A 14840-nucleotide genomic window follows, 5' to 3' on the forward strand; every position below is an offset into this window, starting at 1 on the left:
GTGCGTGAGTGCGTGAGTGCGTGAGTGCGTGAGTGCGTGAGTGCGTGAGTGCGTGAGTGCGTGAGTGCGTGAGTGCGTGAGTGCGTGAGTGCGTGAGTGCGTGAGTGCGTGAGTGCGTGAGGAAGATGATCGATCCACGAAGCCCCGCAAGCGAATCCGCCGGCGGGGCTTTCGTTTGTCGGACGGCGTGGAGTGGTTCGGCAGGCAATGGCGAATGAATTCGCTGCAACAACCACACGAAGTCCGCCTTCGCGGGCTGGTGGCTCTCCGGTGTGGGCAGGTGCCTGCGGCGTATCGGACCTCGTCCCAGCGGCCAACGTTGGCATCTGCCGGAGCGAGATGAATTCTCCCCTCTCCGTGAGGAACGAGCGGGGAGGGGCCGGGGGAGAGGGGGCCTGTCGGGCGCCAGTTCGATCCCCGTCGTCGAGCCCGCGATCCCGCACGACAATCCATCCCAAACACCGAAGCGGCGGCCCTCCCCAAGGAAGGCCGCCGCTTCGTCATCATCACTTCCGCACTAACGCACTCACGCACTCACGCACTCACGCACTCACGCACTTCCAAAGCTACCGCAGGCGCGCCAGGAGCTCGTCGTTGCTCTTCGTGTCGTTCATCTGCTTCAGCAGCAGGTTCAGCGCGTCGTCGGGGCCCAGCGAGTGCAGGGCACGGCGCAGCTGGTAGATCTTGTCGAGCTGCTCCTGCGGAAAGAGCATCTCCTCGCGGCGGGTGGCGCTCTTCTCGATGTCGATCGCGGGAAAGATGCGCTTGTCGGCCAGCGAGCGGTCCAGCACGATCTCGCTGTTGCCGGTGCCCTTGAACTCCTCGAAGATCACCTCGTCGCCGCGGCTCCCCGTGTCGATGAGGGCGGTGGCGATGATCGTGAGGCTTCCCGACCCGCCCCGCACCTTGCGCGCGCTGCCGAAAAAGCGCTTGGGCTTTTCGAGCGCGCCGCTGTCGATGCCGCCGGAGAGCATGCGCCCGGTGCCGCGCTCGGTGGTGTTGTAGGCGCGCGCCAGGCGGGTGAGCGAGTCCAGCACGATCACCACGTCGCGGCCGCTTTCCACCTGCCGCCGCGCGTGCTCCAGCACCATCTCGGCCACGGTCACGTGCCGCTCGGCCGGGCAGTCGAACGAGCTGGCGATCACGTCGCCGATCCCCAGCATCTGCATCTCCGTCACCTCTTCCGGGCGCTCGTCCACCAGCAGCACCATCAGGACGGCGTCGGGATAGTTGGTGTGGATGCCCCGCATGATGGCCTGCAGCACCGTGGTCTTGCCGGCCTTGGCCGGGGCCACGATCAGCGCGCGCTGTCCCTTGCCCAGCGGCGAGATGAGGTCGATGATGCGGTTGGTGAAGTCGCGGCGGGACTTGCCGTCGCCGTCGGTCAGGACCTCCAGCCGCAGCCGCTCGTCGGGGTACGACGCCGGCAGGCTGCCGAAGTCGGCGCGGCCGCGGGCCTGCGCCGGGTCCAGCTGGTTTACGGCGTGCACCTCGTCCAGCGGCGGGCTTTTGCCGCGCCCGGGCGGCGTGCCCGTGGTGCCCTGCACCCGGTCGCCGGTGCGCAGCCCCAGGCGGCGGATGACGGACTGCGAGACGAACACGTCCCCGTCGGCGGCCTGGTAGCCGTTGGCGAAGGTGCGCAGAAACCCGCTGCCGCTGGGCAGAATTTCGAGGATGCCGTCCGCGGCGGGCTGCGGCGCACCGGCGGGGGGCGCCACGGCGGACGGTTGGGCGGAAAGGCTCATGCAGTTTTTCGTTTTGTCAGATTCCGGAGCGCGAAGGCCCGCCGGCAGATTGCCGGTGGAAGGTACTGGATCTCCGCGGGATCGGGCTGGGATGCGCGCCGGATAACGTCAAGTTGTGTGCCGCAGAGGGCGGCAGGACGAAAACAACGGACGCGTGTGGCGCGGGGATGCCGGAAAAGTAGCGTTCTGGCGCGTCCGCGCAAGGATGCAGCGTGCCGCACCTTTGCCACCCAGGGTACAACCCGCCACCCGGCACGATGTTCCGTCTGGCGCAAACACGTTCCTCCGCTTAAGTTTACGTCGATTTCCCGACGCAGTTCCCCCGCCCTGCCGCATGTCGCGCTACCAGGACCTTTCGCTTCGCCCCGCGGACCCGTTCCATCCGCATTCACGCCGCCAGCGCTCGCTGTGGGCGGTACTGGCCATCGTGCTGATGCTGGGTGCGCTGGGATCGGCGTTCTTCCGTACGCAGATCGTGCGCAACGGCGAGTTCGCCCTGCGCGCCGACGACAACCGCTTCGACGTCCTTCCCATCCCCGCCCCCCGCGGCGCCATCTACGACCGCAACGGCAAGCTGGTGGCCGAGACGGTGACGGGGTACAGCCTGATGGTGGACCCCGGCCCGGCCGACAGCATCCGCGCCTGGCTGGCCCCGGTGGCCCAGATGCTGGCGCTGGACTCGGCCGCGGTGCACGACGTGATCGGCCGGGCACGCACCAGCCGGGGGAAGCCGGTTCAGGTAGCGCCGCGCCTGAGCTTCGAGCAGGTGTCGCGGCTGGAAGAGCGGCAGGTGCCGCTGCGGGGGCTGCGGCTGGACCGCCGGCCCATCCGCCGCTACCCGGCCGGCGCGGCGGTGGCGCACGTGGTGGGCTACGTGCTCGAGGCCAACGACCGCGAGCTGCAGAGCAAGGAGTTCGAGGGGTACGTGCAGGGCCAGCACGTGGGCAAGACGGGGATCGAGCGGCAGTACGAGCGCACGCTGGGGGGCAAGCCGGGGGCGCAGTTCATCGAGGTGAACTCGCGGGGGCAGGTGCTGGGCCGCTTTGCCCCCACGGTCGAGCAGCCGCCGCGGGCGGGCGGCGACGTGCGGCTTACGCTTGACCTGGACCTGCAGCGCTACGCGCACCAGGTGTGGCCGGCGGGAATGCGCGGCGCGGCCGTGGCCATGGTTCCCTCCACGGGCGAGATCCTGGCGCTGTACTCGGCGCCCTCGTACGACCCCAACCTGTTCGTGGGCGGCATTCGCTCGCACGACTGGGCGGCGCTCAACCGCGACCCCGCGCGCCCGCTGCTGAACCGCGCGGTGGCCGGCATCTACCCGCCGGCGTCCACCTGGAAGCTGGCGACGGCCATCGTGGGGCTGGAGCGGCGGGTCATCACCCCCGAGTACGTGATGCCCGTGGCCTGCACGGGGGGGATGGCGTACGCCGGCCGCTACTCGCGCTGCATGAAGCGCGACGGGCACGGCCCGCAGAACCTCATCCAGGCCATCGCCAACTCCTGCAACGTGTACTTCTACCAGCTGGGGATCCGGCTGGGGCTGGACGTGCTGGCGGCGGAGGGAACGCGCCTGGGCTTCAGCCGCCCCACGGGGATCGACATTCCCGGCGAGCGGACGGGAACGTTTCCCACGGGGAAGAGCTGGTACGTGGACCGCTTTGGCTGGCGGCCGCCGCCCAGCGAGGTGATGAACGTGTCCATCGGACAGGGCCCCAACGCGCAGACGCCGCTGCGGATGGCGCAGTTCTTCAGCGCGCTGGCGGGCAACGGCACGGCCCGCGCGCCGCACATGCTGCTGCGCCGCGAGACGCCGGTCGAGACGGACCTGCGCCTGAGCCGGCAGACGCTGCAGGCCGTGTGGCAGGGAATGGCGGCGGTGATCGAGGCGGGAGGCACCGCGCACGCGGTGGAGCTGCGCCGCTTCAAGCTGTACGGCAAGACGGGCACGTCGCAGAACTCGGCCGATCCCCGCAAGCCGCACGCGTGGTTCACGGGCTTCGCGGGCCCGCGCGGCGGCCAGCCGGAGATCGTGGTGGCGGTGATCGTGGAGTTCGGCGAGAGCGGGGGGCGCGCGGCGGCGCCGGTGGCCGCGCGGATGGCGGAGTACTACCTGAACAAGAAGCACGGCTACACCAACCCGCCCCTCGCCGACATCCCCATCGTGGACCCCGTGCGCGACACGACCCGGCGGGAGTGAGGGGAGTGCGGGAGTGAGGGGAGTGCGGGAGTGCGGGAGTGAGGGGAGTGCGGGAGTGCGGGAGTGCGGGAGTGCGGGAGTGCGGGAGTGCGGGAGTGCGGGAGTCAGAACTGAGATCCGGCTGCGTCGGCGGGGGCCCTCACCCGCTCGCCCAGGCTCGCACCCTCTCCCGCAAGCGGGAGAGGGTATGGACGTCGCAAACACCTCCTGCGCGTTTCCTCAGCCTCCATCACGCACATCCCTGCGCGGATCTGTCATTCCGAGGGAGCGCCGCGTAGAACCGTCCCCGACCACCGCACCCGGCGCGCGACCGAGGAATCTACCGTCGGGATTCTCGTGACCGGACGGGTGCCGCGACACCGGCGGATACGTGGGGATGCGGACGGGCCCGCGGCTCGGCGACGGGCGCGGAAGTTCGGAGAGTAGATTCCTCAGTCGCGCGCAGGCCCCTGTGAATCGGCAGGGTGATGGAGGTGCGCTCCTTCGGAATGACAAATTCGCGATAGCCGATGTACACAGGTGAAGCCCCGCCGGGGACGCGTGAGCGTCGCCGGGACGGGGCTTCTGGTATTTCCAGCGGCGGGCTTCAACCGGCTACGCGAGCGGAGCGCGCGACACTCCGTCGCACGCCCCGTTCACCCGTTCACCCGTTCACCTCGCCCTATCCCTCGGCAGGCGGCGGTTCTCCGGGATGCTCCAGTAGATCGCGTCCTCCCACCACTCCGGGCCGCGGAACTTGACGTTGGCGAAGCGCTGGTTGACGGCGTAGAACTCGGGGTCCAGGAAGATGGGCGCGTACACCGCGTCGTCGATCACCTGCTGCTCCAGCTGCTTCCACATGCCGCGGGCGCGGGTGGAGTCGTTCTCCACCAGGATGCTGTCGATGAGCGCGTCCGCGCGCGGGTTGCTGTACCCGGCGAAGTTGGCGCCGTTGGGGGGAATGCTGCGCGAGTGGAACAGCATCTCGGCGTTGGGCCCCATCACCCCCGGCCCCCATCCCCACCCCCAGAAGCTGGCGGTGAACTGCCGGCCGCGCAGCCGCTCGACCCAGCTGGCGCGCTCCATCTCGGAGATGGACAGGTCGATCCCCGCCTGCCGCAGCTGCTGCTGCATGAAGATCAGCATGTCCTTGCGCATCTGGTCGGACGACGAGACCTCCACCACGATGCGCAGCGGCTGCCCGTTCTTTTCGCGGATGCCGTCGCCGTTGGTGTCGCGCCAGCCGGCCTGCTCCAGCAGCTGTTTGGCCCCGTTGGGGTCGCTGGGGATGGGGCGCACGTCGGCGCTGTGCTCCCGCAGCCCGGGGGCGATGGGCGACAGCGCGGCCGTGCCCTGCTCGCCGAACTGCGCCTGGACGATCTGCTCGCGGTTGATGGCCATCAGGAACGCGCGCCGCACGGCGGGGTCGTTCACCGGCGCCTTCTGCTGGTTGAAGGCGATCCACCCCGGCCGCACCTGGGCCGCCGTCTCAAGCCGCACCCCGCGCGCGTTGGCCAGCTGCTCGCGCTGCTCGGGCGCCACCTTCATGGCGTCGCCCTCGCCGTTCAGCAGCTGGGTAAGGCGGGCGGTGGCGTCGGGGACCACGCGCACCACGATGCGGTCCAGCGCGGGGCGTCCCTCGGGGGCGTCGGGGTTGGCCTCGACCATGATCTGCTGCCCCTTGGTCCAGCTGCCGAAGCGGAACAGCCCGTTGCCCACCGGCTTCTGGCTGAAGGCGTTGAAGCGCATCTGCGCGGGGTCCACGTTCTCGAGCAGGTGCTTGGGAACGGGGATCACCTCCAGCAGCGCGTTGACGGTGCTGGGCCCGGTGCGGTTCAGCTTGACCTCCACCGTCTGCGGGTCCACCGCGCGCACCGAGGTCACGGCCCCCACGTCCGCCTGCCGCGGCGACGCGGTGGCCGAGTCCTGCTGCCGCTGGATGGTGAACACCACGTCGTCGGCGGTCACCGGGCGCCCGTCGTGCCACTTGAGGTTGGGGCGCACCTTCAGGATGAGGGTGGCGCTGTCGGGGCGCTCCCACGACTGCAGCAGGTCGGGCGTGTAGTTGCTGAGCGTGCTGTCGCGCCGGGCCAGTGCGCGAAAGAGCAGGTGGACGATCTGGTACGACTGGGTGTTGTCGAAGGTGAGCGGGTTCAGGTCGTCCGCGTCGCCTTCGGCCAGAAAGATCATGGTGCCGCCGGGGGCCGCGCCGGTAAAGGTGGGATGTCCCGCGCCCACCCCCTCGTCGCCCGCGCCGCCGGCCCTGGGCGCGCCGCCCTTCTGGTCACCGCCGCCGCCGCACGCGGCCAGCGCAATGGACAGCGCCAGCATCCATGCGGCGGACGCACCCCGCCGCCCCCCCAGGTTCCACCGCATCTTCCGCCTCCCGTGTGTGTCTGTCCCTGGCCGCGCCTGCCCCCGGCGTGCCGAATGCTCCCCCGTTACTGCACAAAGTCCACCATCACCCCGATCCCCGCGCCATCTCCACCCCGTCCAACGTTCGCACAGGCGATTGGACGCGCCGCCGGAATCCCCGTTCGCCCCGCCCGGGAACGAATGAATTCGCCGCGGAAAAAGCGCAGAATCCGCCTGCGCGGATCGTGGCCGCGGCATCACGACGCTGCGTCCACCCCGGCGCGACGCCCGTGACGGGCCCTGTCAGACGGTTTCGCCGCCGCGGCGACCGTGCGGGCTGCCGCGTCCTACCTCGCGCGCGCCGAGGCTAGATTCCTCGGCCCTGCAACCCGCGGCGTGATCGTCCGATTGCAGCGTGGCCGGGCCTCGGAATGACAATCCTGTTTTCATCCGGCGGAATTCGCGGAGCGCCGCCGGATTCAGGAAGTCAGGGCCTGGCGCCCAGGATTGCCGAACGGACCGTCATCATCCCCCGCCCCACAATCATCCGCGGCTCTTTGGACAGCGACGGCAACGCGCGGGTGATCGAAACCGCGCCGCCGTCGTCATCATCCCGCTATTCCCTATTCCCTATTCCCTATTCCCTATTCCTTATTCCCTGCAGTTCCGCCCCCTAGAACCGATCAAACGTCCACGGCTTCGGCACCATAAACGCCCGGTCCAGCGCGTCGATCACCCCGGGCTGGTTGATGACGGACTTGCCGCCGGCCTGCCAGAACGGCACCGCGCCGATGAAGATGCGGGACAGGGCATCGATCGGCAGATACATCTCCGCGTCCACGTGGCCGCCGGTGTACGGCTGCACCTCCATGCGCCCGTCTTCCATGTGCACGCGCCAGGGGCCGCGGTTCTCGGGGATCTGTGAGTCGTTCACCTCGAGCCGGAAGGTCAGCTTCTGGTCGGTGGTCGCCAGCCGCCGCCGCTCCAGCGCCTCCTTGACGTCGAGGATGCGGAACATGGGGCCGCGCAGCAGGGTGGCGCTGGGAAACCACAGCCCCCAGCTGGGCGCGCTGAGCAGCGGCAGCCGCGGCTCGCTCAGCCGGTCGCCGAAGTGCTCCTCCGGGTGCGCGCGGTAGACGATCTCGCGCCACTGATCCCCCAGCGTGCTCAACCACGCGTAGATGCCCGTTTGCGCGCTGTCGGTGAGCCACACGCGCTCCTCCACCTCGATGAAGCGGCGGTCGACGGGGAGGTCGGCCCGGTAGCGGACGATCGCGTACCCCTCGGCCTCGCCGCTCTCGCTCCAGTAGAGGATGGCCGCCAGGTCGTCGCGGCGCCAGCTGTGCGTCCAGTTGCGCTCGGTGCGGTCCAGCTGCCCCGTCTGCAGGCGCTGCGCGGCCTTGCGGTAGACGGCGCGCATGGCGGCCTCGTCCTGCTCGCCGTCCACCAGCCGCACGCGCATGCGCTCGGCCTTGTCGTCGGGAAGCAGCATGGGGGGCACCTGGTACTGGTGCGCCTCGCCGGCCAGGCCGTATCCCAGGCTTTCGTAGAAGGCCGCGCGAAAGGGAAAGAGGGCCGAGGCCACGTCGCCGCGCTCGCGGGCGTGCTCGAAGCCGGCGATGAGCATGCGCGTGGCCAGCCCCCGCTTGCGGTGCGTGGGGGCGATGGCCACGGAGCCCACGCCGGTGACGGGCAGGTCCACGCCGCTGATCCACTGGCGTAGCCAGAGCAGCTGGCACGCGCCGATGAGCCTTCCGTTCTCTTCCGTCACCCACAGCGACTCCAGCCCGCCGTGGGGTCCGTTGACCAGGAAGTCCTCCCACCACTCGTGGCCGCGGTTGGGCGCGGGAAAGCTGTGCGCCACCAGCCGGGCCACCACGTCGATCTCGTCCGGCCGCGCCGGGCGATACGTCTCCGCCACTCCGCCTCCCCGTGTGTTCTCCGTCGCGACGGCGCGGCCCATGGCCCGCCTTTCGCAGCATCATGCGCCCTCGGCCGCCGGCGCGCTGCGCCCGCGCCGATGCGTGTACCGTGCCATCTCGCGCCCGCCGCGGCGGCGCGCCACCCGATGAATCGCAGAATGCCCATGACAGCCGTTCCCGTCCGCCGTTCGCTCCTGGCCGCGGCCCTCGTCGCGCTGTGCGCCGCGCCCGCGTGCACCCCGGCCGGCGGCATGGCCCAGCCGGGGGGCGGCATGGCCCAGCCCGCCATGCAGACGGCGGTGATTCCCGGGCTGGAGATCGTGGTGCGCGACTCCATGCACCTGCTGCGGGGGAAGCGGGTGGGGCTCATCACCAACCAGAGCGCCGTCACGCGCGAGGGCGAGCACGCCGCGGACTACCTGCGGCGCAACGGGGTGAACCTGGTGGCCCTCTTTGGCCCGGAGCACGGCATCCGCGGCGACCTGGAGGCGGGCGAAACGGTGGCGGCCGGGCGCGACACCAGGACCGGCGTGCCCGTGTTCTCGCTGTACGACCGCACCCAGCGCCCCACGGACGAGGAGCTGCAGGGCGTGGACGTGCTGGTCTACGACATCCAGGACGTGGGCGCGCGGCCGTACACCTTCGTGTGGACCATGGCGATGGCCATCGAGGAGGCGGCGCGCAAGGGCATTCCCTTCATCGTGCTTGACCGGCCCAACCCGATCACCGACGTGTCGGAGGGGCCGGTGATGCACATGGAGGTCAAGACCGTCACGCAGGTCATCACCGGCTACTACCCCACCCCGCTGCGCCACGGGATGACCTCGGGCGAGGTGGCGCGCTACTTCAACGGCGACGCCAACGTGGGCGCGCGGCTGCACGTGGTGCCGGCGGAGGGGTGGCGGCCGGACGTGTTCTTCGACCAGACGGGGCTGCCCTTCGTGCGTCCCAGCCCCAACATCCGCTCGGTGGGCGCGGAGCTGCTGTACTCCGGGCTGGTGCTGGCGGACGGGGCCACCAACGTCCACACCGGCCGGGGTACGGACCGCCCGTTCGAGTACTTCGGCGCGCCGTGGCTGGACGCCGGCCGCCTGCTGCAGGCCGTGGCGCAGTACGACCTTCCCGGCGTGCGGCTGGTCGCCGAGCAGATTCGCCCCACGGCCGACCCGGCGGTCTACACCACCTACCGCGACACCGCGTTCACCTCGCTGCGGCTCGAGGTCACCGACCGCCGCGCCTTTCGCCCCGTCTGGACCACGCTGGTGCTGCTGAGCGAGGCCAAGAAGCAGAACCCCGAGCGCTTCCGGGTGATGAACACGGGCTTTACGCAGATGATCGGCTCCACCTGGGCTCGCGAGGCGTTTGACCGCGGCGAGGACCCGCGCGTCATCCAGCGCCGCTGGGACGAGGAACTGGCCGCGTGGATGCGCAAGCGCGAGCAGTACCGGATTTATCCGCGGCAGGGGACAGGGAATAGGGAATAGGGAATAGGGAATAGGGGACAGCGGGCAAAGGCGGACTCGGGTGTGGCTGCGGCAGGCGCTCGAGGAGATGATTCGGCAGATGAAGAGACGGCCGGCTCCCGCGCGGGGAGCCGGCCGTCTTCGTGCATCCGGGGCGCGCGACTACTCGCAGGTGGTGCCCGGGTACCAGGTGCAGTGGTAGGCGCAGGTGTAGTCGGGGGCCGGGAAGGTGCGCAGCGCGTGGCCGGCCACGGTGCCCTGCGGCACCTGCAGCCTGCTGGTCTCGAACGTCTCCACGTTCAGCGCCTCGACGTTCAGCGAGAGCTTCTTCATCGTCGTTCTCCGTCCAGGGAATGTCTGCAACGGCGCCTATCCGCCGCGCCGCTCCGTTGAGCCGAAAACGCAGGCCCGTTCTCCCCCTCCGTCCAGATACGCCGCGCAACGGCGACAGCGTGTACGGCGCCCCTCTCCCCGGTCCTCCCCGGCAAAACCCCGCGGGAGAGGACCGCGCCCTTCACCCCTTCACCCCTTCACCCCTTCACCCCTTCACCCCTTCACCCCTTCACCCTCACCCACCTCCGGCGACTGCCCGCGCCGGAACCGCATCACCACCTCCTCCACCCAGTTCTCCACGTCCTCGGCGTCCTTGCCGTGCAGCGCCGTCTCTTCCTCCTCCACCCCGGCCGGCGCGGTGCCGCCGCTGCGGTCCACGGCGGCCGAGACGACCCCGCGCCAGGTGGCCCGCTGCGCCACCTTGCCGAACGTCCGCATGCCGATGCGGTCGATGAGGTCGGCCGAGCGCGTGAACGAGCGCACCTCGAAGCGCAGCGTCCCCGGCGCGACCTGCGTGACGTCGAAGCGGATGGCGCCGGAGAGCGGGTGCCCCTGCAGCGTCACCATGGTGATGGTGCAGTCGCTGACGTCCACGCAGCGCACCTGGATGTGGCCCCGCATGGGGATCTCCAGCGTCAGCGTGGCGCCCTCCTCCATCGCCGTGCGCGAGCCGGGCTCCGCCCCCACCTCAAGCAGCCCGCTGGGCGCCAGCGAGTAGAACTCGGTGCGCACCACCTCGAACAGTTCCTCCTGGCTCAGCCGGCTTCCCTGGATGTCGGCCCAGTAGCGCTGGCGGTGCAGCGTGCCGGTGCCCTCGGACGGCAGCATCTCCGGCAGCGCGTCGGCCAGCTTGCCCAGCCCCTCGCCCAGCGGCGTGGGGGTCACGCCGAAGGTCTCGGTGAGCCCGTTCACCGCGCCCTCGGGAAGGACGTTGCCCTCCTTGAGCATGGTGATCTGGCCCTCCTTGACGGGAAAGTCGATCCCCACCGTCTCCAGCGCCTGCGTTCCCATCCGGGCCATGAACTCGGGGACGGGAACCAGCACCGGGCTGCGCTGGGTGATCCCGCCCAGCAGCTCGATCACGCCGCGCATGGTGGTGACGTCGGGCCCCAGCACGTCCACCGCCGTCTCGCGCGGGCTTTCGCGCTCCACCGCGCGGGCCAGCGCCAGCCCCAGGTCCTCCATCCACACCGGCTGAAAGGGCTGGTCGCCCAGGCCGATCAGGGGGATGGCGGGAAGGGTGCGCACCAGCTTGAGCAGCAGCGAGATCACCTCGTCGCCGGGGCCGTAGACGTTGCCGGGGCGCACGATGAGCCACCCGGGGGGGGCCTCGGCGCGCACCACCTGCTCGGCGGCGAGCTTGGAGCGGTGGTAGGGGGACTCGCCCCGGTCGGCGCCGTACGACGAGACGTAGACGAAGCGCCGCACCCCCGCCCGCCGCGCCTCGTGCGCCAGGCGCCGCGTTCCCTCCACGTTCACCTCCTGGAAGGTGGACTCGGGGGGGTTCTCGGCCACGATGCCGGCCACGTGCAGCACCGCCTCGCACCCGTCCGCCGCGCCGGCGACGGCCTGGTCGCTGCCCACGCTGCCGGTGCGCGGCTCCACCCCCGACGCCCACTGCCGCGCGTCGTCATCGGCGTGGCGCGAAAGCAGCCGCACCGTGTGGCCGGCCCGCAGCAGCTGGTCCACCGCGGCCTTGCCCACCACGCCCGTTCCCCCCGTCACCAGCACCTTCATCCACGCCTCCCTGTTCCGTGATCGTCCGGGCGGGCGAGGGGGGGGCAACTCCCACGCCAAAAACGGGACGTCCTGAACCGATCTCTTCACGACAACACCTTATGAGCCATGAAGTTCATAAAAAACGGTGGCGCGGGTGCTTCCGACTCAAAACTCTGGCGTAATGGATCACGTCGGGCCCATAATACTATCCACCATCGCAACACAATTCGGCCCACCCGGCTCGTCGGAGAGCCGGGCGCCTGTGCTCGCGGCGGATCGACCCCTCTCCCGGGGCGGTTTTCGCCGTGATCCACCAACCTGTCCGGAGCCGACACGCACATGGAAGCATCCCCGCCAAATCGCCCCCGCAAGCCCCGGCGCCGCTGGCGCTGGCACGTTCCTCCCGCGCTGGTGCACGGGGGCGAAAGCCTGGCGGGCGCGCAGGTGCTGGAAGAGGTGCAGGGACCGCTCGGCCTGCTGCTGTGGGAAACGTACCGTGACGTGGCGCTGTGGTCCGCCACCGACCCCGAGGACCGTGAAGGGCTGTTCTCCGCGGGCGCGGCGGCCGCGCGCAAGCAGGCCATGGAGGCCGTGGGAGCCGATCCCGCGCTGGAGCGGGGGCTGCGCGGCGCCGCGGCGGTGCTGTCGGACCCCGTGGGCGCGCAGGAGGCGGAGGTAATGGCGGCCTGCCGCCAGGCGGCGGACTGGGCCGAGCAGCGCGGGCTGCTGGCCACGGCGGTGGCGCTGGCCACGGCGGCCGCGCTGGCGTCGCCCACCAACGCGGGGGCGGCGTTCCGCGTGGGGCAGATCGCCCGCCGCAACAACGAGGGCGCCCGGGCCGAGACCTGGTTCCGCCGCGCGGTGGGGCTGGGGCGGCAGGCCAAGGACTGGGCCAGCTACTCCGAGGCCTTCCTGGGGCTGGGCAACCTGTACAAGCAGCGCGGCAACTACCCCGCCGCGCGGCGCTTTCACATCCGCGGCCTGCGCGCGGCGCGCCGCCACGCCCTGCGCGACATCCAGGGGCGGGCGCTGCACGACCTGTTCACCATCGCCGTGGAAACCAGCCCGCCCATCGAGGCGCAGGAGCTGGCGAAGCTGGCGTTCCGGGCTTACGGACCCCGGCACCCCAAGCTCCCCGCGCTTGCGCACGACGTGGCGTACTTCTGGATGAGCCAGGGCCGCTTCGAGCCGGCGCTGGAGGTGTTCCGCGCCGTGCTGCCGCACCTGCACGAGCCCAGCGAGCGCATCATCTGCGCGGGCAACGTGGGGCGCGCGGCCGGGGCGGCGGGCGACCGCGCGGGCTTCGAGGACGCGTGGGAGCAGGTGTGGGCGGCCGAGCCGGAGTGGGAGCGGCTGCAGATGGCCCCGCAGGCGCTGCTGGAGCTGGCCCACGGCGCCAGCACCCTGCGCGACTGGGTGCGCGCCGAGCGCTCCGCCGAGTCCGCCCGCGAGCAGGGGCAGCGCCGGGGGATGGGGCAGGTGGTGATGGAGTCGGAGGCGGTGCTGGACGCCGCCCGCCGCAAGCGCGCGGTGGAGCAGCCCGCCCTTCCCGCCGGCGCCAACGTCGCCAGCGCCGAAGACACGCAGGACCTGGCCGCCGACCTGGTGCGCTCGCTGCGCGGAGCCGCCGCACGGTAGGGTGGGCTTCGGCCGTTCATCCAGTGACCCTCTCCGGCCTCCGGGGAGGGTCGCTGCGTTCCAGCCGCCCCCGTGCAATCTGGGAAGGAGCGGCTTTGGCTCACGAAAAGGGAACGGAGAACGCAGAGGAAAACATCTCCTTTGCTTCCTCTGCGTGACACGTGTCTTTTACCGGAGGGGCGCGCACCGCAGCTGTCGGAGCAAACGACTCGCGCCCTTTCGGCCACCGTCCCACCGTTCCGGATTAGGGGGATGGACGATGAACCTGATGCACGAGACACGATGCAACTGAAGCTGGGAGTGGTGGACCAGTCGCCGGTGCGCACCGGCGGCACCGCGGCCGACGCCGTGCGCGAGACGCTGGAGCTGGCGCGGATCACCGAGCGGCTGGGCTACTCGCGCTACTGGCTGGCCGAGCACCACAGCACCAACTCGTTCGCCGGGTCGTCGCCCGCGGTGCTCATCCCGCGCGTGGCGTCGGTGACGCACGACATCCGCGTCGGCTCGGGCGGGGTGATGCTGTCGCACTACTCGCCGCTGCAGGTGGCCGAGAACTTCCGCATGCTCGAGACGCTGTTCCCCGGCCGCATCGACCTGGGGATCGGCCGGGCGCCGGGGGGCGACGCGCGCACCACGCTGGCGCTGCAGTACGGGCGCGGGCGCATCGACGCCGACCGCTTTCCCGAGCAGGTGGAGGACCTGGCCGGCTGGCTGGCCGACGCGTTCGAGGACGGCCACCCGTGGCGCCGCGTCCGCGCCATGCCTCGCGCGGCGGGCCTCCCGGAGCTGTGGATGCTGGGCTCCGGCGGCAGCAGCGCCTTCTACGCCGCGCAGGCGGGGTGCGGGTACTCGTTCGCGCAGTTCATCAGCGGGCTGGACGGCGCCGGGCAGGTGCGCGCGTACCGGGAGCGCTTTCGCCCCTCCGCCTGGCGCGAGGCGCCCGCCGCCAGCGTGGGGCTGGGCGTGATCTGCGCCGACACGCAGGCCCAGGCGCAGCGGCTGGCGGCCAGCCTGGAGCTGTGGGGCGCGCGCATCATGCACGGCCGCGACCGCGGCATCCCCTCGCCCGACGAGGCGCTGGCGGAGCTGGGCCCGCACTGGACCCCGCCGCGCCTGGGCCAGGACGGCGCCCGCATGATCGCCGGCGACCCCGCGCAGGTGCGCGACGAGCTGCACCGCGTCGCCGCCCACTACGGCGTCGACGAGCTGATGATCGTCACCGTGACGCACGACTGGGACGCGCGGGTGCGGTCGTATGAACTGATCGCCAAGGCGATGGGGCTGGAGGGGAGGGGGGTGACTGAGTGAAGGGGTGAACGGGTGAAGGGGTGAACGGGTGAAGGGGTGAACGGGTGATGGGGTGAATGGGTGATGGGGTGAATGGGTGATGGGGTGAATGGGTGATGGGGTGAATGGGTGATGGGGTGAATGGGTGATGGGGTGAATGGGTGATGGGGTGAATGGGTGATGGGGTGAATGGGTGAAGGGG

General features: G+C 70.8%; 9 protein-coding genes. 4 read left to right on the plus strand and 5 right to left on the minus strand.

The genetic code is table 11. From position 1 onward, the window contains the following. Nucleotides 1–566: 566 nt before the first annotated feature. Nucleotides 567–1745 (minus strand): transcription termination factor Rho, encoded by a 1179-nt coding sequence (rho, locus tag VGC13_RS23340; RefSeq protein ID WP_331127711.1) that lies wholly within the window; start codon nucleotides 1743–1745, stop codon nucleotides 567–569. A 334-nt stretch (nucleotides 1746–2079) separates the two neighbouring features. Between rho and mrdA the strand changes: the two genes are divergently transcribed. Then, nucleotides 2080–3942 carry a penicillin-binding protein 2 gene (mrdA, locus tag VGC13_RS23345; protein WP_331127712.1) on the plus strand — a complete coding sequence of 621 codons (1863 nt, stop codon included), beginning with the start codon at nucleotides 2080–2082 and terminating at the stop codon, nucleotides 3940–3942. A gap of 651 nt (nucleotides 3943–4593) precedes the next feature. Here mrdA and VGC13_RS23350 read toward each other — a convergent pair. Together VGC13_RS23350 and VGC13_RS23355 are read right to left on the minus strand one after the other, a co-directional pair. Then, nucleotides 4594–6297, minus strand: a complete 1704-nt coding sequence (locus VGC13_RS23350; protein WP_331127713.1) for an ABC transporter substrate-binding protein — start codon at nucleotides 6295–6297, stop codon at nucleotides 4594–4596. A 652-nt stretch (nucleotides 6298–6949) separates the two neighbouring features. After that, nucleotides 6950–8197 carry a GNAT family N-acetyltransferase gene (locus tag VGC13_RS23355; RefSeq protein ID WP_331127714.1) on the minus strand — a complete coding sequence of 416 codons (1248 nt, stop codon included), beginning with the start codon at nucleotides 8195–8197 and terminating at the stop codon, nucleotides 6950–6952. A gap of 159 nt (nucleotides 8198–8356) precedes the next feature. On the opposite strand from VGC13_RS23355, the gene VGC13_RS23360 reads away from it, so the two are divergent. Then, nucleotides 8357–9682 (plus strand): DUF1343 domain-containing protein, encoded by a 1326-nt coding sequence (locus VGC13_RS23360; protein WP_331127715.1) that lies wholly within the window; start codon nucleotides 8357–8359, stop codon nucleotides 9680–9682. Nucleotides 9683–9823: 141 nt separating this feature from the next. Here the strand turns inward: VGC13_RS23360 and VGC13_RS23365 are convergent, their stop codons facing one another. Together VGC13_RS23365 and VGC13_RS23370 are read right to left on the minus strand one after the other, a co-directional pair. Further along, nucleotides 9824–9994 carry a hypothetical protein gene (locus VGC13_RS23365; RefSeq protein WP_331127716.1) on the minus strand — a complete coding sequence of 57 codons (171 nt, stop codon included), beginning with the start codon at nucleotides 9992–9994 and terminating at the stop codon, nucleotides 9824–9826. Between the two features lie 213 nt (nucleotides 9995–10207). After that, nucleotides 10208–11731 carry a DUF1990 family protein gene (locus VGC13_RS23370; protein ID WP_331127717.1) on the minus strand — a complete coding sequence of 508 codons (1524 nt, stop codon included), beginning with the start codon at nucleotides 11729–11731 and terminating at the stop codon, nucleotides 10208–10210. Between the two features lie 321 nt (nucleotides 11732–12052). Between VGC13_RS23370 and VGC13_RS23375 the strand changes: the two genes are divergently transcribed. Next, on the plus strand, nucleotides 12053–13351 hold the full coding sequence (locus VGC13_RS23375) for a tetratricopeptide repeat protein (protein WP_331127718.1): 1299 nt from the start codon (nucleotides 12053–12055) through the stop codon (nucleotides 13349–13351). A 282-nt stretch (nucleotides 13352–13633) separates the two neighbouring features. After that, nucleotides 13634–14659 (plus strand): LLM class flavin-dependent oxidoreductase, encoded by a 1026-nt coding sequence (locus VGC13_RS23380; protein WP_331127719.1) that lies wholly within the window; start codon nucleotides 13634–13636, stop codon nucleotides 14657–14659. The last annotated feature ends 181 nt before the right edge of the window (nucleotides 14660–14840 follow it).

It is taken from the genome of Longimicrobium sp. (assembly GCF_036399255.1).
Taxonomy (GTDB): domain Bacteria; phylum Gemmatimonadota; class Gemmatimonadetes; order Longimicrobiales; family Longimicrobiaceae; genus Longimicrobium.

Excerpts from the sequence above, each read along its gene's own strand:
- rho (WP_331127711.1), bottom strand. The coding sequence starts at position 1,745 with ATGAGCCTTTCCGCCCAACCGTCCGCCGTGGCGCCCCCCGCCGGTGCG.
- mrdA (WP_331127712.1), top strand. The coding sequence starts at position 2,080 with ATGTCGCGCTACCAGGACCTTTCGCTTCGCCCCGCGGACCCGTTCCAT.
- VGC13_RS23350 (WP_331127713.1), bottom strand. The coding sequence starts at position 6,297 with ATGCGGTGGAACCTGGGGGGGCGGCGGGGTGCGTCCGCCGCATGGATG.
- VGC13_RS23360 (WP_331127715.1), top strand. The coding sequence starts at position 8,357 with ATGCCCATGACAGCCGTTCCCGTCCGCCGTTCGCTCCTGGCCGCGGCC.
- VGC13_RS23365 (WP_331127716.1), bottom strand. The coding sequence starts at position 9,994 with ATGAAGAAGCTCTCGCTGAACGTCGAGGCGCTGAACGTGGAGACGTTC.
- VGC13_RS23370 (WP_331127717.1), bottom strand. The coding sequence starts at position 11,731 with ATGAAGGTGCTGGTGACGGGGGGAACGGGCGTGGTGGGCAAGGCCGCG.
- VGC13_RS23375 (WP_331127718.1), top strand. The coding sequence starts at position 12,053 with ATGGAAGCATCCCCGCCAAATCGCCCCCGCAAGCCCCGGCGCCGCTGG.
- VGC13_RS23380 (WP_331127719.1), top strand. The coding sequence starts at position 13,634 with ATGCAACTGAAGCTGGGAGTGGTGGACCAGTCGCCGGTGCGCACCGGC.